At 47.2% G+C, this 24,941-nt stretch carries 25 protein-coding genes; 5 read left to right on the top strand and 20 right to left on the bottom strand.

The genetic code is table 11. The features are described 5' to 3' along the window. Nucleotides 1-71: 71 nt before the first annotated feature. The 4 genes from K9J17_01535 to recO all read left to right on the top strand — a co-directional run bounded on the left by K9J17_01535 (nucleotide 72) and on the right by recO (nucleotide 7,295). Nucleotides 72-1,973: an amidophosphoribosyltransferase gene (locus K9J17_01535; GenBank protein MCF8275388.1), complete on the top strand. Its 1,902-nt coding sequence runs from the start codon at nucleotides 72-74 to the stop codon at nucleotides 1,971-1,973. Between the two features lie 22 nt (nucleotides 1,974-1,995). Further along, nucleotides 1,996-4,158 carry a ribonuclease R gene (gene rnr / locus K9J17_01530; GenBank protein MCF8275387.1) on the top strand — a complete coding sequence of 721 codons (2,163 nt, stop codon included), beginning with the start codon at nucleotides 1,996-1,998 and terminating at the stop codon, nucleotides 4,156-4,158. Between the two features lie 94 nt (nucleotides 4,159-4,252). Continuing rightward, nucleotides 4,253-6,568 (top strand): hypothetical protein, encoded by a 2,316-nt coding sequence (locus tag K9J17_01525; protein MCF8275386.1) that lies wholly within the window; start codon nucleotides 4,253-4,255, stop codon nucleotides 6,566-6,568. A 7-nt stretch (nucleotides 6,569-6,575) separates the two neighbouring features. Beyond that, nucleotides 6,576-7,295, top strand: coding sequence for a DNA repair protein RecO (gene recO / locus K9J17_01520; protein ID MCF8275385.1), 720 nt, complete (start codon nucleotides 6,576-6,578; stop codon nucleotides 7,293-7,295). Here the strand turns inward: recO and K9J17_01515 are convergent. The 17 genes from K9J17_01515 to K9J17_01435 form a co-directional block, all read right to left on the bottom strand. Continuing rightward, nucleotides 7,292-7,699, bottom strand: a complete 408-nt coding sequence (locus tag K9J17_01515) for a GtrA family protein (GenBank protein MCF8275384.1) — start codon at nucleotides 7,697-7,699, stop codon at nucleotides 7,292-7,294. The two genes, recO and K9J17_01515, sit on opposite strands and share 4 nt — an antisense overlap. 28 nt (nucleotides 7,700-7,727) lie before the next feature. Beyond that, the gene (locus K9J17_01510; GenBank protein MCF8275383.1) at nucleotides 7,728-8,849 is read right to left on the bottom strand and encodes a hypothetical protein; all 1,122 of its coding nucleotides are present in this window, start codon (nucleotides 8,847-8,849) and stop codon (nucleotides 7,728-7,730) included. Between the two features lie 179 nt (nucleotides 8,850-9,028). Beyond that, on the bottom strand, nucleotides 9,029-9,283 hold the full coding sequence (locus K9J17_01505) for a hypothetical protein (protein MCF8275382.1): 255 nt from the start codon (nucleotides 9,281-9,283) through the stop codon (nucleotides 9,029-9,031). A 75-nt stretch (nucleotides 9,284-9,358) separates the two neighbouring features. Continuing rightward, complete coding sequence (locus tag K9J17_01500; protein MCF8275381.1) at nucleotides 9,359-9,673, bottom strand: rhodanese-like domain-containing protein; 315 nt, start codon at nucleotides 9,671-9,673, stop codon at nucleotides 9,359-9,361. A 136-nt stretch (nucleotides 9,674-9,809) separates the two neighbouring features. Further along, nucleotides 9,810-11,105, bottom strand: coding sequence for a hypothetical protein (locus K9J17_01495; protein MCF8275380.1), 1,296 nt, complete (start codon nucleotides 11,103-11,105; stop codon nucleotides 9,810-9,812). Beyond that, entirely contained in the window at nucleotides 11,092-11,421 is a 330-nt protein-coding gene (locus K9J17_01490) for an endonuclease domain-containing protein (GenBank protein ID MCF8275379.1), read from the bottom strand. Before K9J17_01490 ends, K9J17_01495 begins: the two co-directional genes overlap by 14 nt. Before the next feature lie 61 nt (nucleotides 11,422-11,482). Further along, nucleotides 11,483-12,175 carry an ABC transporter ATP-binding protein gene (locus K9J17_01485; protein ID MCF8275378.1) on the bottom strand — a complete coding sequence of 231 codons (693 nt, stop codon included), beginning with the start codon at nucleotides 12,173-12,175 and terminating at the stop codon, nucleotides 11,483-11,485. Nucleotides 12,176-12,244: 69 nt separating this feature from the next. Next, nucleotides 12,245-12,637, bottom strand: a complete 393-nt coding sequence (locus K9J17_01480; GenBank protein ID MCF8275377.1) for a GxxExxY protein — start codon at nucleotides 12,635-12,637, stop codon at nucleotides 12,245-12,247. 49 nt (nucleotides 12,638-12,686) lie between these two features. After that, the gene (locus K9J17_01475) at nucleotides 12,687-13,901 is read right to left on the bottom strand and encodes an ABC transporter permease (protein MCF8275376.1); all 1,215 of its coding nucleotides are present in this window, start codon (nucleotides 13,899-13,901) and stop codon (nucleotides 12,687-12,689) included. Between the two features lie 12 nt (nucleotides 13,902-13,913). Continuing rightward, the gene (locus tag K9J17_01470; protein ID MCF8275375.1) at nucleotides 13,914-14,273 is read right to left on the bottom strand and encodes a four helix bundle protein; all 360 of its coding nucleotides are present in this window, start codon (nucleotides 14,271-14,273) and stop codon (nucleotides 13,914-13,916) included. Between the two features lie 33 nt (nucleotides 14,274-14,306). Continuing rightward, on the bottom strand, nucleotides 14,307-15,524 hold the full coding sequence (locus tag K9J17_01465; protein MCF8275374.1) for an ABC transporter permease: 1,218 nt from the start codon (nucleotides 15,522-15,524) through the stop codon (nucleotides 14,307-14,309). Between the two features lie 77 nt (nucleotides 15,525-15,601). Beyond that, nucleotides 15,602-15,964: a four helix bundle protein gene (locus tag K9J17_01460; GenBank protein ID MCF8275373.1), complete on the bottom strand. Its 363-nt coding sequence runs from the start codon at nucleotides 15,962-15,964 to the stop codon at nucleotides 15,602-15,604. A gap of 153 nt (nucleotides 15,965-16,117) precedes the next feature. Beyond that, on the bottom strand, nucleotides 16,118-17,335 hold the full coding sequence (locus tag K9J17_01455) for an FtsX-like permease family protein (protein MCF8275372.1): 1,218 nt from the start codon (nucleotides 17,333-17,335) through the stop codon (nucleotides 16,118-16,120). Nucleotides 17,336-17,363: 28 nt separating this feature from the next. Beyond that, nucleotides 17,364-17,723, bottom strand: coding sequence for a four helix bundle protein (locus K9J17_01450; protein MCF8275371.1), 360 nt, complete (start codon nucleotides 17,721-17,723; stop codon nucleotides 17,364-17,366). A 68-nt stretch (nucleotides 17,724-17,791) separates the two neighbouring features. Beyond that, on the bottom strand, nucleotides 17,792-18,730 hold the full coding sequence (locus tag K9J17_01445; protein MCF8275370.1) for an outer membrane lipoprotein-sorting protein: 939 nt from the start codon (nucleotides 18,728-18,730) through the stop codon (nucleotides 17,792-17,794). Nucleotides 18,731-18,786: 56 nt separating this feature from the next. Then, nucleotides 18,787-19,362, bottom strand: a complete 576-nt coding sequence (locus K9J17_01440) for a TetR/AcrR family transcriptional regulator (protein ID MCF8275369.1) — start codon at nucleotides 19,360-19,362, stop codon at nucleotides 18,787-18,789. Next, complete coding sequence (locus K9J17_01435; GenBank protein ID MCF8275368.1) at nucleotides 19,362-19,553, bottom strand: hypothetical protein; 192 nt, start codon at nucleotides 19,551-19,553, stop codon at nucleotides 19,362-19,364. The genes K9J17_01440 and K9J17_01435 overlap by 1 nt, the downstream gene beginning before the upstream one ends. A 113-nt stretch (nucleotides 19,554-19,666) precedes the next feature. On the opposite strand from K9J17_01435, the gene K9J17_01430 reads away from it, so the two are divergent. Next, complete coding sequence (locus tag K9J17_01430) at nucleotides 19,667-21,988, top strand: penicillin acylase family protein (GenBank protein MCF8275367.1); 2,322 nt, start codon at nucleotides 19,667-19,669, stop codon at nucleotides 21,986-21,988. Between the two features lie 90 nt (nucleotides 21,989-22,078). Here K9J17_01430 and K9J17_01425 read toward each other — a convergent pair whose 3' ends face one another. The 3 genes from K9J17_01425 to K9J17_01415 form a co-directional block, all read right to left on the bottom strand. After that, the gene (locus K9J17_01425) at nucleotides 22,079-22,522 is read right to left on the bottom strand and encodes a hypothetical protein (GenBank protein ID MCF8275366.1); all 444 of its coding nucleotides are present in this window, start codon (nucleotides 22,520-22,522) and stop codon (nucleotides 22,079-22,081) included. A gap of 213 nt (nucleotides 22,523-22,735) precedes the next feature. Continuing rightward, the gene (locus K9J17_01420; protein MCF8275365.1) at nucleotides 22,736-23,824 is read right to left on the bottom strand and encodes a T9SS type A sorting domain-containing protein; all 1,089 of its coding nucleotides are present in this window, start codon (nucleotides 23,822-23,824) and stop codon (nucleotides 22,736-22,738) included. 93 nt (nucleotides 23,825-23,917) lie between these two features. Next, nucleotides 23,918-24,940, bottom strand: a complete 1,023-nt coding sequence (locus K9J17_01415) for a DUF4837 family protein (protein MCF8275364.1) — start codon at nucleotides 24,938-24,940, stop codon at nucleotides 23,918-23,920. Nucleotide 24,941 lies beyond the last annotated feature (1 nt).

Genomic DNA, 24,941 nt, shown 5'->3' with positions numbered 1-24,941 from the left:
CAGTTCCGTTTATCCAAAACCAAGAACATTCCCATCTTCATTTCGTTACCTTTGCATCTTAGGAACCCACCATGAGTGACGCTATAAAGCACGAGTGCGGAATTGCAATGGTCCGCTTGCTGAAACCGCTTCAGTACTACAAGGACAAATACGGAACGAGTTTTTATGGGCTGAACAAATCGTATCTCCTGATGGAGAAACAGCACAACCGTGGACAAGATGGTGCTGGTTTGGCCAATATCAAGTTGGATATGGAGCCCGGAAAGCGTTACATCAGTCGCCACCGTTCCAATTCGTCCACGCCAATCAAAGATGTGTTTGCGCACATCAACGGAAGGTTTGAGGAAGAATTCAAAGTAAACGCAGACCATATTCAAGATCCCGAATGGTTGAAGCAGAATCTTCCTTTTACGGGAGAGCTTTTCTTGGGCCACTTGAGGTACGGAACCTTTGGCGGAAACAGCATAGAGCATTGTCATCCCTTCCTGCGTCAGAATAACTGGATGACGCGGAACCTGGTCTTAGCGGGCAATTTCAATATGACCAATGTGGATGAGCTCTTTCAGCAGTTGGTTGAAATTGGTCAGCACCCGAAAGAGAAAGCAGATACCGTTACGGTTTTGGAGAAGATCGGACATTTCCTCGATGAAGAGAACGACCGTTTGTATTACGATTACAAGCAGAAAGGTTATTCTAAACTAGATGCCACACCGCTTATTGCAGAGAACATAGATGTGCAACGCATTCTGTTCGAATCGGCCAAAAAGTGGGATGGTGGATATGCCATTGCCGGAATGATCGGTCATGGAGACGCATTTGTGATGCGTGATCCAGCAGGAATCCGCCCTGCACATTGGTATCAGGATGATGAGGTGATTGTTGTAGCCAGCGAACGCCCGGCCATTCAAACGGCCTTCAATGTTCGATGGGAAGACGTGAAGGAGATTCAGCCTGGCTATGCGCTCATCATCAAGAAAGATGGAACGGTTAGAGAGAAGAAATTCCGCGAGCCTTTGGAGAAAAAGGCCTGTTCGTTCGAACGCATTTATTTCTCTCGTGGCAGCGATAAAGACATTTATCAGGAACGGAAAGAGCTTGGAAGACTGATTGTAGCACCTGTTCTGAAAGAGTTGGATTACGATGTGAAAAACACCGTTTTCTCATTCATCCCAAACACAGCCGAAACCTCCTTTTACGGAATGGTGAAGGGCGTGGAGGATTACATCAACGTACTGAAGACCGATATGATCCTTTCGGGAAAACGTTCGTTGGATGCCGCACAGGTGAAAGACATCCTCTCGATGCGTGCGCGGGTGGAGAAGCTCACTATTAAGGACGCCAAATTGCGAACATTCATTACGGACGATGTGCACCGCGATGACCTCGTTTCGCATGTGTACGACATCACGTATGGAACGGTAAAACGTGGAGAAGATAATGTGGTGCTTATTGATGATTCCATCGTTCGAGGCACAACGCTGCAGCAATCCATCCTCAGGATTGTGGACCGTCTAGGGCCAAAGAAGATCATCATCGTTTCCAGCGCACCACAGATCCGTTACCCGGATTGCTACGGTATTGACATGGCCAAGTTGGGCGATTTCATGGTCTTTAAAGCGGCAGTTGAGTTGCTGAAAGACACCATGCAGACCAACATTTTGGATGATGTGTACGAGAAGGCAAAGGCCCAAATGGAATTGCCCTTGGAACAGACCGTAAATGTGGTAAAGGATATCTATCGTCCATTTACTGCCGAACAGCTTTCAGATAAATCGGCCGAGATCATTTCGCCAAAGAACATCAATGCAGAGGTGAAGCTCATCTTCCAATCCATCGAAGGATTGCACTCAGCTTGTCCGAACCATTTGGGCGATTGGTACTTCACTGGCAACTACCCAACACCAGGCGGAAATCGCGTGGTGAATAGAGCCTTCATCAATTATATGGAAGGCAAGAATGTAAGAGCGTATTAATGCTCTGTTTACAATAGAAAATTTGAAAAAGAATAAGAAAGGAAAAGGCAAAAAACGCGGCCCATCCATATCAGTTTTCCAAGAGCCTATCTTGGAAACCATGCGTAAAAGTCCCGACCGGGCACTCAATTACAAGCAAATAGCCAAGCGAATTGGTATTACCGATACGCAAGAGCGGAATGAACTTGCTCAGACCCTCAATCGAATGAAGAATGATGGTCAGCTACGCGAAATAGAGCGAGGACAGTATCGATTGAAACACGCGCCACCACCGAAACTGATCGGTAAGGTGGATATGACCAGCACTGGAGCGGCTTACGTTACCGTGGAAGGCTACGAGCGCGACATCTACATTTCGCCACGTAAAGTGCGTCAGGCGTTGCCGGGCGACATTGTAAAAGTGCATGCCTACGCTACCGACCATGGAAACAGGGTAGAAGGCGAGATTGTGGAAATTGTGGAGCGCGCCAAAGAGACATTTGTTGGCACCCTCACCATCAATACCACCAGTAAGGTGGCTTTTGTGGTGCCCGATAATCAGAAGATGCCAGTCGATTTCTTTATCCCATTGGGAGAAATGCTCCGTGCTAAAGATGGCGACAAGGTGATTGTGAAGATGACCGAGTGGCCAGAGCGTGCCAAGAACCCGATCGCACATGTGATCACGGTTCTAGGTCGACCAGGCGAGATGGAAACCGAGATGCATTCCATCTTGGCCGAGTTCGATTTCCCTTTGAGTTTCCCTGCCAATGTGGAACGACAAGCCGAGGAGATACCTGAGAAGATCAGCAAAGAGGAAATTGCCAAAAGGCGAGACTTCCGCAAGTTTACCACCTTTACCATCGACCCTGATGATGCGAAGGATTTTGATGATGCGCTCTCCATCCAAAAGCTGCCGAATGGCAACTGGGAAATAGGTGTCCACATTGCAGATGTATCGCATTATGTGCAGCCCGGAACCGTGCTGGATGACGAGGCGATTCACAGAGCAACCTCTGTTTATTTGGTTGATCGCGTAATACCGATGCTTCCAGAAAAGCTTTCGAATAAGGTATGTTCGCTTCGTCCAAACGAGGAAAAACTGGTCTTTTCGGCAGTTTTTGAAATGGACGAGAAAGCCAACGTCATCAACGAATGGTTCGGTCGTTGCATCATCAATTCAGACCAACGTTTCACCTACGATGATGCTCAAAAGATCATTGAAGGAGGCGAAGGCCCACTGAAGGACGAAGTGCTGACGATGCACGAACTCGCCAAGCATCTTCGCGCCAAGCGCTTTGAAAATGGAGCTATCGCATTCGAGAAGGAAGAAGTGAAATTCCGATTGGATGACGAAGGAAACCCGATTGAACTCTATCTGAAGGAATACAAGGACAGCAATAAGCTGATTGAAGAATTCATGCTGCTTGCCAACAAGCAAGTGGCAACGTTTATCGGAAAACCAAAGTCTGGTCAGGCGAAGACATTCGTCTACCGAATTCACGACAATCCGGTGCAGGAGCGCTTGGAAATGCTTGTGACAATAGCTGCGCAACTCGAATACACGGTTGAACTTGGTCCGAGACGGATTTTGACCGCATCGCTCAATAAATTATTGACCGACATCAAAGGAAAAGGTGAGGAAAACATGCTCAGCACCATGGCCATCCGTTGCATGGCTAAGGCCGAATATAGCACCGATAACATTGGTCATTTCGGACTTGGTTTCGATTATTATACCCACTTCACCTCGCCAATCAGAAGATACCCTGATGTGATGGTGCACCGATTGTTGCAACGCTATTTGGATGGTGGAAAATCAGCCTACAAGCAAGACTACGAAGACCTTTGCATCCATAGTTCAGAAATGGAGAAGAAGGCCACCGATGCTGAGCGCGCTTCTACCAAATACATGCAGGCCAAATACCTGATGAATCACATTGGCGAAGAGTTCGAAGGACTGATCTCGGGTGTGACAGAATGGGGAATTTTTGTGGAGATAAAAGAGAATAAGTGCGAAGGCATGATCCGTTTGAAAGACCTTCCAGATGATTTTTACGATTACGAGCCAGACACGATGAGCGTTGTAGGTTCAACCACAGGAAACTCTTACAAACTAGGCGATGCCGTGATGGTGAAAGTGATGAATGTATCGTTGGAAAAGCGTCAGATCGACCTTGCAGTTATCGGTTGGCCGGAAGACTGACCGTAGCTTACACAATATATCGGGCAAAGGCGAGTTATTTCGCTTTGCAACCATTATACTTGTTCCTGATTGTTTGCCATTATCGCTAAAGCAAATGCCACGTACCTTATTTCTTTTACCTCTTATTGCCTTGATCAATTTGCCACTGTTTGCACAGGTGGCCGTGGGTCAATGGCGCGATCATCTCCCGTATAACGATGGCGTTCAGTGTGCCGATGCAGGCGATTGGATCTTTGCAGCTTCTCAGAACGGACTGTTCCGATATGCCAAAGCTGATGGAGATATTCAGCGGCTGACAAAGGTGAATGGACTTTCAGATATTGGCTACGCATCGATCGCTTGGAGCGATGATAACAATACCCTTGTTGTAGCTTACAGCAACACGAATATTGATCTGATCCAAGATGGACAGATCATCAACGTGCCAGACATCAAAGACAAATCCATCTTAGGGAACAAAACGATCAATAACATAGATATAAAGGGAGATTACGCGTATCTGGCCTGTGGCTTCGCGGTTGTGGTATTGGATATTGTAAAGCATGAAGTAAAAGACACCTATTACATTGGTCCGAGCGGAGCCACGCTGAATGTTTACGATGTGGCCACTTCGGAAAGCGAAATATTTGCTTGTACAGAAGATGGTGTATATCACGCGCAACTTTCCAGTCCAAATCTGGCAAACTATGAGAATTGGACCCGTTTCAACACCATTCCGAATGGACTGTATAACGCAACCACGTGGTTCAATGATAGGCTTTACGTAAACCTTTCTGTGCCGAATGCATTAGATACCATGTACTATCTAAACAACGGACAATGGAATCGTTTTGATGGAATGGAGGAGCAGGATATCCGCAGTTTGGAGGACGCCCATGGAAGGCTTTTGGTTTCTGCTGGAGGTAGCGTTAGCGAGTTTAATTCAGACCATGTAAGGTTGCGGCTTGCTTATGATTATGGCGGAGGAAGCTATGCGGCTCCCAACTACGCCACCGTGGATGACGACTTGAACATCTGGATATCCGATAGATATTCTGGTTTGGTCAAGCATCCCGAAAACCTGACCTTCAGTTTTATATCTGTAAATGGGCCATCTGCAGTAAGCAGTACGTGCATCAGCATTTGGGACGGTCGGTGCTATGTCGCGTCTGGAGGTGTTTCTGAAACGGAAGCCAACGCCTATAACAGAAATGGTATGTACACTTTCAAAAACAATGAATGGGTTAATATTACCGCCTATTCGTTTGAGGAGACTAACAATCTGATAGACTATTATCGTGTTCTGGTAGATCCTTTTGATAGCCGAAGAGTGTATGCGTCTGCTTACGGTAATGGGTTGGTGGAGTATTATGACGACCAATTTGTCGCCTTTTATGATACGCTTAATAGCACATTTCAAGCCTTACCTGGCAATCCGGGAAACATTCGTATTTCGGGCTTGCAGATAGACAGGAGAAATGGAACACTTTGGGTTTCGGGTTCGGGAACCGAAAAACTGCTTTATGCCAAAGACAATACAGGAAATTGGTATGCTTACACCATTCCTGGAATCGGAAATATCACGCTTAGAGACATTGCCATTGACGACAGCGGACAGAAATGGGTTGTGGCCCCACGTGGAAGAGGCGTGGTTGTTTTTAACGACAATGGCTCACTTGGAAACACTAATGACGACCAATCAAGAAGGTTAACTCAAAATGCTGGAAATGGTAATCTTGCCAGCGATGAGGTTTTCTGCATCCTTAACGACTTGGACGGTGAAATATGGGTTGGAACTGATAATGGCGTTTCCGTATTCTACTCACCCGAAAGTGTTTTCTCTGGAGGAAATTTCGATTCGCAGCAGATTTTGGTAGAGCAAGATGGTTACGTACAATATCTGCTTGCAAACGAATCGGTTACTGCAATGGCCATTGATGGGGCCAATCGGAAATGGATAGGAACGGCAAGTGCAGGAATATTCCTCATGTCGAGTGATGGTACACAGCAGATCTATCATTTCACTACAGAGAACAGTCCGCTGTTCAGCAATCAGATAACCGCAGTGGGCATCGATCAGCTCAGCGGAGAAGTGTTCATCGGTACAGACAAAGGGATTATTTCTTTTAGGGGAACGGCAACTTGGGGCGTTCCAGAATTCGTAAATGAGGATGTTTATGCATATCCGAATCCTGTTGAGGCGAATTATGATGGTCCAATTGCTATTAAAGGTCTGGTAAGAGATGCCGATGTGAAAATTACGGACGCTGCCGGAAATGTGGTTTTTGCGACCACTGCGTATGGTGGGCAGGCCATTTGGGATGGCAACAAACTTACTGGAGACCGAGCTAAAAGTGGTGTTTATATGGTTTTTGCAGCTAACGAAGACGGCAAGGAAACCTTCGTCACCAAAATTCTTTTCATCAACTAAAGATCAGATGATCGTCACAAGAGGAATTGTGCTGAATACGCTACGTTATTCAGACAGTTCGGTGATTACACGCATCTATACCGAAGAGCTGGGCCTACGGCCATTTATGGTGAGAACAGGATCTGGAAAGGCCGCATTGGCAAAACTGGTGCTGCTTCAACCACTCGGACTGGTGCAACTTTCCTTCACTGATGATGACAGGAAAACGATGCGAACGGTGCGTACCATTGAGCGAGAAAAGATGCTCAATGCCATTCCGTTTGATACGGTTAAAACGTGCGTTGCGCTTTTTGTAGCGGAAGTGATTGCGCGGTCCATTGGAGAAGAAGAGCAGAACGAGGAACTGTTTGCTTTCTTACGCGAAGCGGTAATCTTGCTGGATGAAACAAAAGAATCCGTGAGCAACTTCCATCTGAAATTCATGTTGGAATTTTCGCGATTCCTAGGTTTCTACCCGCAGGTAAAAGATGTAGGAAATCGATATTTCGACCTGCTGGAAGGAGAATTCACCCCATTCGAGCCCATTCATCCTTACATAATGGAAGATGCTGTCGTTGAAGGTCTTCGCCAACTTCTACCCACGAGTATGGAAACATTCCATCAAGTGAAAATAGGAAGCCAAACCCGTAGGATATTGCTTCAAAAGCTGATTGATTACTATCGGCTTCATTTGCACGGAATGAAGGAGATCAGTGCGCACAAAGTGCTAGAAGAGGTGTTGGGTTAATCTCTGTGCTTATTTCCCTTCAGCAGTTTTATTCTTTTGAAAAAAAGGAACTTGAGGATAAAACTGAGCGCAGTGAGGATGATTGATGGATAGAACGCTTTGTAGCCGAGAACATCCACAGCAACGGTCATTCCTGCTATCATGAAAAGTGAGAATAAGCCACTTGCATAAACGTATTTCCAAAATTTTGGCTCTATTACTTTCAGCCACAGATAATTATAATAACGACCAATGTAAAGAACGGCAATGCCAATGGTGGAACCCAGCCAACCTGCTAGGCCTAGCACATCAATCAGCAGCCACATAATAGCGATGTTAACTACGGTCCAAACGGCACCAACTATTGAGAATCGGATAAAATGATCCAATTCCTTGCTAACCGTGCTCAGGTACCAGTCCTTCATTGTAGGCGTCAATATCAGAAAAGATCAATCAGTTTCGGTCGGGCTCCGAAGTATTCACTTCTGTTTTAATGGCTTTGGCCATTTCCAAGTAGTAATTCGCGTTCGGATGACCTTCTGTCCAGTGTATTTTGTACTTCTTTTGCTCCTTATCGAGAAGCGAAGAAAGGTCAAGGACTTCAACCTTGTTTGATTTCAAAACGGGCATTATCCGACCTGCCAATTTAGAATTTGGCCCGATTACCAAGATGAATCGACCATTCGGATATTGCTTCAGAAACTCAGCTTTTGATTGGCGGACAATCGCCCCGAAAAGCTTTACATGAGCATCACTTACACACCACGGAATGTCAATATCGAACAGGTCGAGAAATGCACTTTGGCTGATGGCGCGATAGAATCGCGTAAGCAGATGGCGGCCGGTCCAGAAGCTTCCATCACGTTTCAATTCATCGCCATCCAAATAGTAATAGGGGAAATTGATGGCCCAAAGCTTGATCAACCTTCGCGAACCAATCATGCGTTTAATGTGATCATCAATAAAAAGATGGATCAGGATTCCGTTAGATTCAATAATCTCCTCGTGCAGATCACGAGTTTGAAGCAACGTGAGTGTCTGTTGTGTTCCGTGACCAGAAACGCCATAATTGTAGCCGCGCATCGAGGTAATGCTATCGAGAAAATAGCTCAATGTCTCGTGGTCGTTTAATCCATAACCGAAAGCAAAAGAGCAGCCAGCAACCATGGCAAATTCTTGGTAAATCGAATCGGGTTTTGTTTGCGGAGTAATGCGTCTTCCAAATGCATCCGTATGATAATACTGTTTGTAGATGAGCGAATCGTTGACCACATAAGCATGGCTCAGTGTGGCGTCTTTTGGTAGTCGACTTCCTAATATTGAATCGCGCTCGCAGGCTCCAGGCTCCCAAAAGGTCTGTTCAGAATACGGAGCTTTGTACCCATGCTTAAAATAAAAGCGGCAGCTGAATTCCACTGCCATCAGCGTGCAATACGCCACAAATAACCCCAAGAATAGGTTGGTTGATTTTGGCCAGATTCGGGTCAGTTGCCTAAACCGTTCTGAAAAACGAAGGTTCTTCCATCCAAAGGCAACAATGAACGCGATAAGGAACCCGTCAAGTACAAGCGTCATCAGCCTCAAAAAGCTGTTAATTGGCTCTAATGGTAAAAAGAATTTGAAAGCCCACTCGTTGAAAGCCACACCAAGTGCCAATAGCATAAGTGCAATAATTCGAGAGGACTTCATGCTGCCAATATCGGCAAAACCGTGCTTCGCTAAATTCTGTCGGTTTTAGAATTTAAGAACCGAAACTAATTCACCTTCTCGAAAACAACCTCTTCCGAATCTTGGTCTGAAGCCTGTTTTTCGGGCACTGCGCAATTACCAGCAACTTGGCATGGAACGCACGATACGTTCATGACGCCTTGATAAAGAAGAACCGCTGATACTGCCATTAGCAGCCAATTGAGATGTTGAACGGCATCAATCATCGTAAATAGACCCAAGGCAAGGCGCAGCATTCGCATAAAACCCCAAGGTTCTTTCAGTTTATTCAGCAATCTCATTTTGGTGTGTTTCAGTAAATGAAAAACCCGACCTGATCCATCTGACCAGACCGGGTTTCTTGGCTTGAGTGTTTATTATCTCACAAGTGCATTCACCTGTGTCCAACCGCCTCCATTCATACACTCAATACCGTGTCGGCTTAGAAAACTGGTTGCCTGCCCGCTTCTACCACCGCTTGCGCAGCAAAGCACAATTGGCTTATTGATGTTTTTGATCTCATCCACATGATGCTGGATATTCTGAAGCGGAATGTTGCGCGAACCGGCTACGTGACCGCCCTGAAATTCTGCGACTGTGCGCACATCAATGATTACAGCTCCGTTGTCTATCATTTGTTTCACTGGGCTATTAGCCGCGTTGATTCCAAACATGGTGTCAAAGATTCCCATTTGAATAGTTTTTAAGTGACTTTGTTGTTCTAGATGCGGACATCCGCCCTAATGTTGGGTACAAATGTGCAGCGTGTGTTTCCGGTGAATGGGAACTTTGGTCACAAAGACAAATACTAGAAGGGAGGATCGGTTGTCAAAAACTCCACTTCAACCGCAGAAAAACGCTGTTGCTCAAATTCTGATACCTGTTTTCCAAACCACTGGAGGTGAGTTCAGGAAAGTCAGAGAAGAAGAGTTGCCCAACGAGAAAAACGTCCCAATTCTCCACAATGGAGTAGCCAATCCCAGGACTTAGAAAAAGAAGATTCGGCCCGTAGCCATACACGGCAGAAAAGCTTAAGCTGATGAGTGGCGTTGCGGGATAGGTCAAAGAGACCATCGCATTATATTTAGTCGGCATCAGATTTTTGGCAGTGAGTGACGAACCGCTGAAGAAAGAAGCGAGTTTGAGCGGATTGCTGTCGTCAATTCCGTTGCTGTTGTAGAGGATCGCGCCACTCAGATAGAGTGAATTGGTGAAGGAATAATCGGCCGTGATGGAGCCCGTTATGGTATGCAAGCTGTCCACAAAACCTTCGTAAGGCCCGAACCATTGCAGTTCACCTTTAAAACCAGCATTGCCCAGGTTGCCGGCAAAACCGAAACCTGCGGTTACATCCGTTTTGTATTGCCCTGCGATGAATTGAAAATCGTAGCCCTTCGCATTGAATTTGTACATGAATGCGGCTGTTGATTGCTTCCAAGTCCGCTGTGGAGCTACGGCCACTTCAAAGCCGCTCATGTTCTTGCCGAAGTATTGGAAACGTACAGCGTCTGTTCCAGGTCGTTCTTCATAATCGAAGTTCACGAAATTGAACGCATTGAAAATATCGTTCGGGTTCCAAGCTGTATTGATGCCCCAATTGATGCGCTGCCGACCTATTCTGATGCCAATCTTGTCGTTTCCATAATCCACATAAAGTCGGTCTAACGTGGTGTTGAGATGAACTGGGTTGATGTTGTTCCCGATGTTCCAACTCATATCAACGAGGCCAGCGTCTTTATTCATGGCGTCTTTGGCCGCAGGCGAATTGGCCGTGGCACCAGCATAGAAGAAACGCGTTCGCAATTCGGCTGCTATCGTCAATCCTTTGGTTGGATAAACGCGCAGATTGAGACGATTATGTAGGAACTGTTCGTTCGAATTTCCGATGATCGGGTTAGCAGAAAACGAAACGATGTTCAAGTTTTTGAGATAACCATGCAGTTGAACGATGTCCTTGAACTTTCGCTTTGGTTTGACTTCGGTAGTGTCTTGCGCATTGACTATTCCACAGAGAAAGATTGAGAAGAGGAGAAACACCGAGGAAAATGCGCGCAGCCAGTTCCCCCTTTTAAAGGGCGTGCCGAGGAACGAGGCGGGGGATTTGAAGTCGTTAAACACGCTCATTCTCTAAGTTTTCGATGACACCTTCAATTCGGAAAAAATGCATTCCAAGTTCCTCTAAAATGCGCTGCCTTTCAATGTCTTTCAACATTATCTCTTCAAAATGATGACTTCCACCGTCAATCTCAATTACCAAGTTTAACGCTTTGCAGTAGAAATCAACGATGTAGTTTCCAAGCGGCTTCTGACGGTTAAATTGATATCCTCGAACCTGTCTTTTCTGCAATTGCATCCAAAGTAAAGTCTCACCAAGTGTTTGGTTACTTCTCAATATTCTTGAGAACTCCTTCAGGTTTGTGTTGTATGGAATATGCTTCATTGGTAAGTGATCATTCAATCCCCCGCCCTGCGGGCACCCCCTTTAAAAGGGGGAACCGGAGCTATCGCGTCTCATCAGAAATGATCTTTCCGTCCTCAAGGGTAATTACTCTTCTTGCTCGGTCAATGACACGCTGATCATGCGTAGAAAAGAGGAAGGTGACGTGCTCTTTCTTGTTCAGGTCAGACATGATGTCCAGTAGGTCAGCAGTGGATTGACTGTCTAAGTTGGCAGTTGGCTCATCGGCCAGCACGAACTGTGGTTTGGAAGCTAATGCGCGAGCTACCGCCACTCGCTGCTGCTGTCCACCGCTCATTTCGCTCGGACGATTGTTCATTTTGCTTTCCAGTCCTACGGCTTTGAGCAGTTCTAGCGCTCTTGTATGTCGTTCTTCTTTAGGACGCTTCTGTAGGAGCATGATGAACTCAACATTTTCTTCGGCAGTAAGAACCGGAATGAGATTGTAAGCCTGGAAAACGAAACCGATGTTCTTCAAGCGGAAATCAATGAGTTGATTGTCGTTCAAAGCAGTTATCTCGGTATCGCCAATATGTGCCGTTCCACCCGTTTGGTGATCCAATCCACCGATGATGTTGAGCAAGGTGGTTTTTCCGGAACCCGATGGACCAACGATAGCTGTGAATTCTCCGCGTTCAATCTCAATGGTTACGCCATCAAGGGCACGTACTTCCAATTCTTCGCCTGGATTGTAGTATTTCTGAAGTTCGTTTGTTCTGATTATTGCTGACATGATTTTTCTATTGCTGATACGAATTACGAATACCCGCGAATATTACGAATGTGCGTATCTGGTTTATAATGATTAATCGTTTACAATTCGTTTAAATCGGACCTCTTCAAGCCCAAAGTGAATGAGAATTCCAAGTTTCAGGTTGGATTGTTTTAAATAAGCCAGTACCTGATTGATGTGGGTCCGCGAAAAATGGCTTCCTCTTTTTAGTTCAACTACCACCTTCTCCTCAACTAGGAAATCGAAGAAACCACTCCCAACTTTCTCGCCTTCATAGATTATCGGGTAATGAACCTGTTCTGTGACTGTCAAGCCCCGTTTTACAAAACCAACTTTCATGGCTTTTTGATAGACCTTTTCCAAAAGTCCTCCGCCAAGTTCATTATGGATATCATAAGCACATCCAATTATGTCATAGCTGAGTTCTGGATAAAGTAGGTCGGTGCGATTTACTGGAGGTCTCATTCAGTAGCGTTCGTCATATTCGTGTTTTATTCGTAATTCGTATCAGCCTCTAAATGGCCCGGACCGCTTCGGCAGGCTTCAATTGCAAGGCCTTGATGGCTGGATAAATGGATGAAAGAATGGCTGCCACCACTACCATGATGGTCACATTCAAGTAAAATGAAGGGTCGAGGCTTGGGTAGATGGTGGTGGAGATTCCAAACTCTTCTAATCCCTTACCGACAATGGATAGATCGATGCCAGCAGCGCCAAAGTGGCTGACGGTGAGGAAGCCGAGAGCAACACCTAAAGGTCCTCCGACCATAGAAATGAACACGGTTTCGACCACGATCATGAAGAACACCTTGGTCTTGTTCATTCCGACCGACATCAGCATTCCGAGTTCGCGCTTACGTTCCAAAACGGCCATCAGCATGGTATTGATGATGCCGAAGGAGAGCGCCAAAAGAATGATACCGATGATGATGTAGAGCATCTGTTGCATCATCTCATCCGCATAACCCAGCTCGGGCGCCACTTCTTTCCAAGAACGGACAGAAAGCGATGGGAATTCCGCCCCAAGGATTGAAGCTGTGGTATCGGCCTGCGCAACATCGTTGAGGAGAACTGCCACTTCGTGAAAACCTGCACTTTCTTCTAACAAACTGTTCACATCATCCGATTTGACGAAAACATTCAACTCATCTGATTTCGAGTTCGATGTTTTGAAAATTCCCGCCACGCGGAAAGCGCCAGTAATGATGTCGCCATTATCCTTTTGGAAGGTGAGGACGATCTTTTTCCGTAGATCGACATTCAGTTTTTCGGCCAACTTCCTTCCTACAATGACCGGATTGCTTTTCATGCCCGTCAGGTATTCTCCTTCTACCATTTTCTCGTGCATGGTGGTCACCGCTTTTTCTTCTTCTGGATCGATGCCTGTGATGCGCACGCCATAACCACCTGTGGATGAAGAAACCATCCCATTCAGAACCACTCGTTCTGTGAAAGCTTTGACGGCAGGATTTCCTTTGAGCGCATCCCGAAGTTCTTCTTCGTTCTTGATGCGGAACTCCACATTATTGTCTTCTACGAACCGAGGATCGTGTATCTGGATGTGCGAAATGGAGGTGTTCAGCGCATCTTCGGTCCGTTGTTGGTTCAGTCCGGATGATACTGCGATGACGAAGAGCCCCGCCCAAATACCAAGGGCAATGGATGTGATGACCACGCCACTTCGGAGAGCATTTCTCCACACGTTTCTCCAAGCGATTTTGATTAACATAGCAATGAGATATTAGTTATTAGCATTTAGCTTCCGGATCAGAACATACAGCATTTTCTGTACTTCAGTCAGAAGTGACCTGAACTCCTCCGAGTCAGCTTCTGTTATCAATTCAACTTTCACACAAGTCAATATCAAGGTTTCACACTCGTAAGCGGAACCTAAGGAGATTTCAAGAAAGCGTTTGAATTCCTTATCGCTTGAGCGTGCACTCCCTTCGGCAATATTGCAAGCGACAGAAACGGCTGCGCGGTTAAGTTGAGATACGATTCCAAACTTCTCTGCTGCTGGTAGGTTCTTGGTAATGACATAAGCCGAAGCACTCATCTCCATGCTCCTTTGCCAAACGCTTAATTCCTTGTAGTTTCTCATTGCTAATTGCTAATGTCTAATTGCTCCTTCAAACTATTTATGCATCGCGGTTACGGGTTTCATTCTCCAAATGACATAGATAGGATAGAGGGTAATGAAACACGACATGAAGAAGAGAATGAGGCCGTTCTCGATGAAAATGTTGGGTGCGGTTGAGGTCATGATGAGTGGTTCGAAGCCGATGTTCTCGTATGCTCCAGCAGCGGCACCTGTGAGCGGAATGGGATGGACGTTCATGTAATACATGAGCGGATAGGAGACGGCAGTACCCGCCAAAATCCCAAGGACGGTTATCAGGATGGTCTCGGCAACCATCATGAGCATGAGACGGGCGCGCGACATACCGACCGAGAGCATCACTCCGAACTCATACGAACGTTCGGCCATCATCATAAGTACCGTGGCGAAAATTCCGAAGGCGGCAATGATGTAGAGGATGCCCACATAGATGAAAGTGCCTGCCACTTTGGTGGTCTTCATCTGTACCATCTCTGGCAAGAGCTCTGGCCAGGTCATCACTTCAATGTTTGCTGTATCGACCAAAGGAAAGATGCCTGCCGTAGCTTTTTCGGGTGCATCCGTATCATCTACCACGAGCGTGTAACCCGTAATTCTTCCTTCCGAAGAGAAAAGGTATTGCGCCAAAGGCAGCGGCATGACGATGGTGCCACGGTTGAGCATGGGCGATGCCATTTTGAACAGACCGACCACCTCATATTTGCCCGCGGCACTTACTCCGTGATAGCCTTGACCGATGATGACGAGCGTGTCACCAATTTCTATCTTAAGCAGATCGGCCAATTCGTAGCCAAGCATGATGCCGTTATCTGTTTTGGTGATGACGCGGCCTGAGTAGAGCCTTTTTTCCAGATCCATGAGCTGTTGCTCGCTCTCGGGATCGACCCCTACCACTTGCGAAGCACGTGTCTGTGTGCCGAAAGATGCCAATCCGAAACTTTGAAGACGTGGGGTAGCAGCCTGAACGTGTTTTACTCCAGCCAAAGCAGTTTGCAAGGCCCCATCTTCTTCCATCGTATTGTCCAGACTCTGGTCTTCCCAAAAACCTTTGGCGTGAATTTGAATATGACCCAGAAAGGAGCGCGTCATGCTATCCAACATGTTGCCGAAGACACCTTCGTTGACGCTGATCATGAAGTTTGACAGAAACACCGCCATCAGTATGGACGTGATGGTGATGAGACTCCGTCTCTTGTTTCTCCAGATGTTTCTCCAAGCTAATTTGAAAAGCATTTTAGCTGATTAGGTCGTTAGGGGATTAGCGAATTAGTTGGTTGAGGCATAAAAGTGATTTAGGAGTTTGGCTTTGTTCAAGGTGTTCGGGTTCTTAGTTTGGCCATGAATGATCCAAGCATTTTCTTTTCCTCATCCAATAAGGTAAGAAGCTTATCTGTCAGTTCAATAGGAAGCTTGAACCGTTGCTGGATGATGATAGTCTGGGTTTCAAGCTCGTACGTTGAGCCTAGAGCAGTCTCGAGATACTGAAGAAAGTGTGCGGTACTCTTTCTAGCAGACCCTTCTGCAATATTTGACGGTATGCTCACCGCTGCACGGCTACATTGACTGCGAAGACCGAACCTTTCCACATCAGGTAGTTCGTTAACGAGATCGTAGGTTGCCGTAACGACCTCCATTCCCTTTTGCCAGATCTTAAGTTCCTTGTAGTCTCTCATTATCTAATATCCTAATTCCCTAATAAGCTAATTCCTTCTCGTCTCAACAGGTCTGAGCGGTAGTCGCAAGGTTCTCGATGCCTTGTGTATATGTATACTTTCTTTCATTTGTTTAATCGCTCGTGGCTCAATGCTCATAGCTCATCGCTTTATTCAATTTCTTCTAGCCTCAACGGGTTTTAGCTTGTAAATGATCCATGCTGGATAAAGTGTAATTAATAATGATACGAGAATGACGATGAGCATGTGAGTAATGGCAATGCTTGGGTCGAGCGAGGCTGGGAGCACGGGGTCCCAACCATCTTGCGCAATGGCCTGAGCCGCCTTTCCCGTCAGTTCGTAAGGGTGATTGAAGAAATAGAGCACCAAGGGATAGACTCCGAGCACGCCCAAGATGGCTCCAAGAATGGTGGTGATCAATCCTTCCAAGAAAACAACGGCCCAAAGCTTGAATCGTGTCATTCCGATGGATAGTAGCACCCCGAATTCGTAGGTCCGTTCCTGCATGAGCATCAGCATCGTTCCGAAAATGCCGAAGGAGACCACCATGTAGAGTATCATCAGCATGATCTGCCCTCCGGCACTGTCTGCTTGGATGGCCTGCACCAGTTCGGGCATGGCCTCTTCCCAATCGAGCCCCTCATACTTGGCGGAATCGATGTCGGCTGTGATCTGCTTCTTCACCTTCTTCATCCGATTAGGGTTATCGATGATGGTGGCAATGGAAGTGGCCATGTTTTCGGCACTGAAGAAGTATTGGGCCTCCTTCAATGGGAACAAAACCGCCTTTTCGTTGAGGATGGAAGCCGTAAACTTGACGATGGCCGCCACCGGATACTTGGCCGCAGCGCTGGATCCGTGATAACCTTGCGAGATGAACACCAAGGTATCGCCAATGCTGAGTTTATAGTAGTCGGCCAGCTTTTCTCCTACAATAACGGACTTGTCATCTTCCTTAAAGAGCGCCCCAGCCTGTATCTTTTCTGAAAGGCCCATCAGCTGATCTTCCACATCTGCCTGAACGCCCAGCATGAGTACGCCTTTGGTCACGTCACCCTTCGATGACAGCGCAAAACCCTCCAAGCGTTTGGCAGCAATCAGCACATGCTTGTTCTCCTTTATCTTATCTAGCGCTGGGTCATCCAATGAGAAGGCATTGTCCATGGTCTGATCGTCCCAATAGCCCTTTCCGTGCACCTGCACGTGTCCGGCATAAAAGCGTACCACGCTATCGATCATTTTACCGTAAATACCCAGCTGCATGCTGCGCATGAATACAGCAAAGAACACGGCAAAGAACACCGAAGCAATGGTAATTGCGGTTCTTCGTTTGTTCCTCCATATGTTGCGCCAGGCAAGTTTTAGTAGCATTTAGGTGTTAGGTATTAGGAGTTAGCTTTTAGCTACTAGGGCTTAACTTTTTGATGAAAACGGAAAGCATTCGTTGTATGTCGTTGAGTTCCTTGAGTAACTCTGCCGATTGAATCGTATCCACCATCTGTAGTTTCTCGCAAAGGATGATCTGACTTTCCATTTCGAAAGCTGAACCGATAGCTATTTCGAGGAATCTCTTGAAATCCTTATCTGTCCCGCGAGATGCACCTTCCGCAATGTTTGAAGAGATAGAAACCGCAGCTCGGTTGAGTTGAGAAACCAGACCAAATTTCTCTTCTGGAGGGAAAGAACGTGTCAATTGATAGGTTTTGACCCCTATCTCCATGGCTTTTTGCCAAACCAGTAATTCTCTAAAGTTTCTCATAGCTCTCTAATATGTTTTTGTGTTGGCATGGGCTAAAAGCTAAGTCCTAATACCTAACACCTAAACCCTCATTTCATCTTCTTCATCTGGTTGGTATTGAAAAAATCCTCTTTAACGCCTGTGTCGAACTTGATGGCATTGGTAATAAGGATGGTCTTGTTGCCCGGTTTGTCTACAGGTATCATTTCCATGCGTGTGGCCATGGTGCGGCCGCCCATTTGTTTCACATCGTAGGCATTGAAGATGTTGACGAGGAAGCCATCCTCATCGTAGAACTCGGTGCGCAGCTGGATGTAATACTGCTTATCTACCCACACCATGATATGTCCCCAAACCACCGGAGCATCGGGCTTGGCGGTCAGTTTCAGCTTCCAGCAAAGGCGCCCATCAATGGTACTGTCCTTCACGATCTGGTGCGTGTAGTCGATAACCACCGAAGACTGGCGTACAAGGTCATCGTTGGTCAGGTCGGTGCCCATCCAGCTTTGCATCATCATGCTCGGAGGAAGTTTAACGGTGCGCTCGATGGATGGAACCCAGTTCCATACCTCTTTCTGGCGCTTTAGCATCACGGTTCCTTGTTCCTTGGCCGGGGCAGTTATCAGCATCATGGAATAATCGGTGCCCAACGACCATGTTTTCATCTTCATTTCGCGTTCCCACTTGGGGCGGACGATCTTGATGGTCATTTCGCCTTCGGAGGAAGCACCTCGGGTGAGCTCATCGGCCTTTTTAATGATCTCTAAGGCAGTTTGGCCAGAGGAGAAAAGGGGAAAAAGGAAAAGAAGCATAAGGAAAGGGCGCAGAAGGGGTGCTAGTGCGGTAAATGGAGTTTGGAATGGGGTGGAGATGAATCCCCCGCCTTGTTTGTTGGTGTTGGTGTTGGAGGAAATGAATCCCCCGCCTCGTTCCTCGGCACCCCCTTTAGAAGGGGGAAGGGCTGCGGCTTGTTTGTCGGTACTCCTTGTAGTAGCGAGAACCTGTGATCTATTTTCGTTGATGTTCATCATAGTTGTAGTTAAGATCTGTGTTTATCCATTCAATCCGAGCCATCTGTGTTCTATTACGCGAATTGTTCGATCATCATCTGTTTCACTTTTTCAATCGGAAAATTGTCTGGGTCCATAAGCAGGTGCATCTGAACGCCATCCAACACCGCTGAATAATACCTCATCATGGCCATGGGGTCCTTATGGCCTTTGGAAATAAAGTAATTGCTCATCATGATCATGAAAGGTTGCAGTTTGGGCATCATTTCCGACAGCAGAATGGGCAATACATCGGGCTGAAACGACAGCGACATGTACAGTTTCCAGCGCTGCGGGTTTTTGATCACCTCATTGATGCTCAGTTCAATTACTTTAATGAAGCCATCGCGGGTCAGCGGCACATCGGGGTTTATTTCCAGTAGGTTCATCAATTCTTCAAACAGATCGATGATGATGGTTTTAAGGACTTCCTCCTTGCTCTCGAAATAATTGTAGATCAAGCCCTTCGATACCTTGGCCTGCTTGGCCACGGCCGCCATGGAAGCACCGTGGTAGCTGTCGTGCGCAAAAACCTGCAGGGCTGCATCCAATATTTGCCGCTTACGTTCTTCGCGGAGTTCGGCAAATTGTTCTGGAGAGCGTGGAGACATTAGATCAAGTTACGGTGTAGGTCGTTCAAGGCTTCGGTGGGCGAGTTGCCGTATCCTCTTACGGTTTCAAAACCCATATCATCGGTAAGGGAAACCACAAAACCATTGTTTTCTTCCCTTACGGTAATGTGGCGGAGTGCTTCCAGTTCAATGGAAGCCCCTTCTGTTGCTTCGGATGTTGCTATTTGCATGGTCGGATGGATGATTGACCGTTTGGTCAGTCAAAGGAATGGTATTTTTTTAGAATGACCAAGCGGTCAGTATTAAATTTTCACAGCTTAAGCGGGAAACGTACTTTCAGCACATGATCACAACGGTATTAAAGCAACTGATAAACGGCCTGTCTAAGCGCAGACTGCCCAAAGTGGAGGGAACACTGACGCTGAAGGGACTTAAAGCGGAGGTTAAGGTAGTTCGAGACGAACATGGAGTGCCGCACATTTATGCAGATAACCTTCACGACCTCGCCTTTGCGCAAGGCGTGGTGCATGCGCAGGACCGATTGTTTCAGATGGAGCTGAACCGCAGCTTGGCCACTGGCCGATTAGCGGAGTTGGTGGGTGTAGAGGCTGTGGACACGGACCGGGCCGTTCGGACCTTCGGCTTTCATCGTATAGCCAAAAAGGATGAGGAATTCTTGGACGAAGAGATCGCTACATTGCTAGATGCCTACCTGCTGGGCATCAATACCTACATCGAAAGCGGCTACCAGAAGCTTCCGATAGAGTTCTCGATGCTGCGGGCCAAACCCGAGAAATGGACACGCAACCATCTCCTTTCTTTTTCGAGGATGATGAGCTGGCAGATGAGTTTTGCTTGGCAAGGTGAACTGGCCCGCGCCAAGTTGGTAGCCAAAGTTGGGTCCGAAAAGGCCAAGGAGATAGACCCACGTTACCCTATCGGGAATCCGGTAGGTCTGCCCAACGGCAATGAGATGTATGCGCTGAATGTGAATGGTGCCTTCGAGGCCATCAATGGTCCTTACCTGAATCAGGTGGGTGGCAGCAATGCTTGGGCCGTTTCGGGCAAGCTTACGGACACCGGCAAGCCCTACCTATGTAATGATCCGCATCTGCCCATGCTTATGCCAAGCATCTGGTACGAGATCCATCTGCATTGCCCCGAAACGGAGGTCAGCGGAGTTTCCATTCCCAGTCTGCCCTTGGTTTTGATAGGCCACAATCGGCACATTGCGTGGGGAATTACCCTTGCCTACACCGATATACAGGACCTTTTTGTGGAAGAATTCACATCCGAAGACACTTACCGTTTCGGAAACGAAGAACGCAAGGCCACCATTACCGAAGAGGTGATCCATATAAAAGGAGGAAAGGCTGTAATAGAGAAAGTGGTGGAAACGCACCATGGACCCATCATTTCGGATGTGACCGACTATCCCGAAAAACGGGTGGCGCTTGCTTCCTCGTGCTTTGAGGCAGGCCCTTTGTTCCGTGGATGGTTTGAGATAAACAAGGCCACGGGTTGGAACGACTTTGTGCATGGCGTAAGCCATCTTACATCGCCTGCGCTCAATATTGTCTATGCCGATGTACACGAAAACATCGGTTATTGGGTAACGGGCAAGGTGCCGATACGGGCGAGGGAAAAGACCATGCTGCCATACAATGGTTTTACGGGCGAGGATGAGTGGAAAGGCACGGTTCCCTTCGAGGAAATGCCGCATTGCCTCAATCCCGCAAGCGGAAGGGTCATCTCTTGCAACCACAAGATCGTTACAGACGACTATCCCTACTTTCTGGGCAATGCGTGGATGAGCGGTTCGCGGGCTAAGCGCGTAGGAGAACTATTGGCTGAAGACCGCCCATACACCAAGCAGGACATGGGCCGCTTTATGATGGATCTTTATTCGGATCCGGGCGTTCAGTTCCAAGCCTACTGGCATGATGTGGTCGGAAACTCGGCCGCAGAGACACAGGCACTGCAAACGTACCTGCAATGGGACGGCCAGTTGAGTACCGATACGGTTGGCGGCACCATTTACCAAGTGCTGCGCAGCAAGGTGGTGGAGTTGCTGTTGCTACAGCCTTTAGGCAAGGAACTGATGTATGATATGGTGGGCAAACCCTTCCATCCGCTGCTATCGGGCATTACCGAAATGTATGGGCACGACCTGAACATGCTGATGCGCCTGCTTGATGATGAAGATTCGCTGTGGATGAAGGAAGCGGGCGGACGGAAGGCCCTGCTACAGCGCGCACTGACCGCCAGTGTGCAATGGTTGCAAGCGCAATTGGGCACTTACCAGCACCAGTGGCAATGGGGCAAGCTGCATCAGTTGCTTTTCGAACATCCAGTAGGACAGAAAAAGCCTTTTGATAAGGTCTTTAACGTGGGGCCACTGCCCATAGGTGGCGATACGGATACCGTACACCAAACGGCCTTCTTCCGCGAACGTGGATATGCGGGCCAGCTCGTTTGCCCTAGCTACAGGCAGATCGTGGATATGAGCGATCTGTCACAGAGCCTCAATATGTTTGCCCCTGGCAACTCCGGCCAAGTGGCCAGCAAGCATTACAACGATCTGAGCGATAAATGGATAAAAGGGGAGTTCAAATCCATGTCTTGGGGCATGGTAGCAGGGAAGGAATTGCGCTTAAAGGGATGAAAAAACCCCGCTGGGAGGCGGGGTTCTTTTAAACGGTGTATGTAATGCAGGTTTCTTTGTTCAGAAACCTCCATCTAGCACAAATGCAGGCTATTTCCGAAAGATGGACTCACGTTTTTCAATTACACGGATACTCGAATCGAACATCGGCATGGCATCATTCAGTTCCTGAAGCAAAGTCACATCCTCCAAGGTAGGTTTGCGCATTACAGTATACTTACCGCACATGCCTTTTACCGTGGCCTCAATGCTTTTCTTCCCGATCTTGAGTTCGAACACTGGTTGCACAATTACATCACAGCCATTTTGGTCCATGGCAGCATACAATGCTGAACTCTTGGCCTGTTCTTCGTTCACTTTATGTGCCATGTAGGTGGCACTTACCTTTTTTGTCGGGTCTACAGCCAGTTCTGCAATAAGCGGAGCCTGAATCATGGCGGTAGGGGCAACTGCCTGTTGGTAAGCAGTCCGTTTGGTGAGTGTGCAGGAGCTGAGCGTTACAGCTACTGCGGCAATGAAAGGAAGGTACTTCATATTATTTAGGGTTTGTTGATTACAGAGAGGGAGATATATAATGTTTGTATAGGCAACTAAACTAACAAAACCCCAGCAACATTTCTTCTTCATTAATACAGTACGCTTTTAATTGTCAATGACCATATTCACTGTGCTGATTTAAGCCCTATTGAACGCAACAAAAAAGACCGCTCCTAAGAGCGGCCTTTCTTATACAAACAGCTAGGCCGCTTAGTTCTTGATGAGCTTTTTGAAGGTTCTTCCTTCTGCCGTTTCAATTTCCATTACATAAACACCGATACGGGCATCTTGCATGTCGATGGTGTAAAGCGTGCTACCGGCCAATTTCTCCGTGCGCACCACCTTACCCGATACATCCATGATACGGATATGGATGGCATCGGTAGTTTCCAATCGAAGGGTGAAAATGCCGTTGCTTGGGTTAGGGTAAACGCTTGCATTGATGCCGGCAACCTCGTCCATTCCTGTAGGATTGGCAGTTACGCTCAATGCATCAGATCCTGAGCAAGCAGCACCTTCTGTAACGTCTACCTCAACGCTTCCGCTTCCGTTCCAAGTTACTTCAATAGAATTGGTTCCTTGTCCGGAAACGATGGTACCGTTGGTCACATTCCAATCGTAAGTATGGTTCGCATCCTGAGCAACAGAATAGGTGTATTGGGTAGAAGGGTCAACATTGGAACTTCCAGAAATGCTGGTGCTGATATCTGCGAAGTTTGAAGCTACAACCAAGGTATCAAGAATATAGAAACGGCCACCTCCGAAGTTAGGGCTTACAGCACTTACCCAAGCTGGTACGCCTATCACAAGATTGGCAGTTCCATTATTTGTAGAATGGATACGTGCATCAATAACGAAAACCAATGGATATTCGCCATCGTTGTTCGGTCCACCACCAATGGCAGCATCCCAAGCACCTTGAGAACCAGCGATGTAGGCACAACCTGTGGCAGAAGTCTGGTTAGGCACCGTTCCTTGGTTCACGTAGGTTCCCCAGTTATATGGAGGCGCTGCGGTCTCAATATCTGTATGCAGATCTAGGCCAGCCGGAAGACCGTATACAGAGTCAACCTTTAATTGATCGATGTAGGCCGTCAACACACCAAGTACTCCGGTATCGATAAGGGTATCGGTCAGACTGACAATGGTCTTCTGTGCAATAAGATCGCACGATGGGCCCAACGGACCTTGTGGATAAAGCCCAGGGGCAGCATTGGCATACTGGGGGTCAATGGTACACTGCGCCCAACTACTGGCAGCAATAAGGAGGGCAGAAAAAGAAAGTAAAATGTGTTTCATGGTATTACAGTAAGGTTTGGTTAGAAAGCCTTAAAGTTATATGTTGACCTGATATAAAAGGACAACGGAGAAACAAACAGATGTTTTTTCCTATCAGCCTTCTTTGGCGCTGTTCAGAATGGCATCCACCTGGCGGAGGTAGTTGCGTTTGTTCTTTCCGGGGGCAAACACGAAACCGTGTACGTAATACACCTTTTTCTCAGCGGCATCCAGAAACGCGTAGCAGATGAAAGGCCCACCCATAAGGGCACCTTCCACTCTCCAAAGTCCCTTTAGCTGTGTGGCATAACGTCCGTTGATGGCGGTTTCTGTCATCAGTGGCGGATACTCCATGTAGGTGGTCATGAAAGAGCCTTCTTCCGGCCCCGGAATATAGCGTTGGGCATAGCGGTCCATTACCGCTATCATTCCTTCGGCCGTAAAGGTGTTCACTTCCGTGTATGGTTCAGAATATACGAGTATGCTTTGCGTCACATCCTTTGTTTCGTAACGTATCCAAGAGAAGTCTTCCTCATCGCGTACCAGATCATAACCTTTGGGAATGCTGAGCTTCAGTCCTGTTTTGGTTGCCAACGCATTCACCACTTCCGTGTTCAGCTGGGCCTTATAGCTCTTAAGGATGCGAGCATCCTCGGCCTTCAGCACATGTCCAACTATCTTGGAGGCGTTGGCCTCAAAAATGGAAATGAACGAAGCTGCATCAGGAGCAGAGATCTCAATCACCACTTGCGGTGCTGCCCATACATCGTTCTTCAGTTCTATCTGTGCTTTTAACTTCTTATCAATATTGGCCACTACAATGTTCCTATGTGTTTGGAATATCTTGGTGAAGGCATCTGTCTTCACGTGCACCACATTGAACATCTGTTCTGGCTGAGGTAGTCCGTACACATGTTGGTTCAAAACCGCAAAAGCAGTATCTCCTGCAGCGCCCTTCCATTGCTGTTCAGCCATTACCACCACCAGTTCTCCTGCCTTACCCGTTATTCCCGGTAGAGGCATATCAGGCATGTTGCAGGCCACCATTGTCAGAACAAGAAAAAGCCAGACCAAAGGGTTCCGATAGGGGTTTTTCTGAACGAGCGCCTTAGCGCCACTGCCTGATGGGGTATACATA

The sequence above is a fragment of the Flavobacteriales bacterium genome (genome assembly GCA_021739695.1).
Taxonomy (GTDB): Bacteria; Bacteroidota; Bacteroidia; order UBA10329; family UBA10329; genus UBA10329.
The sequence above is the reverse complement of the archived record's forward strand: the minus strand, read 5'-3'. Positions and strand labels throughout refer to the sequence as shown.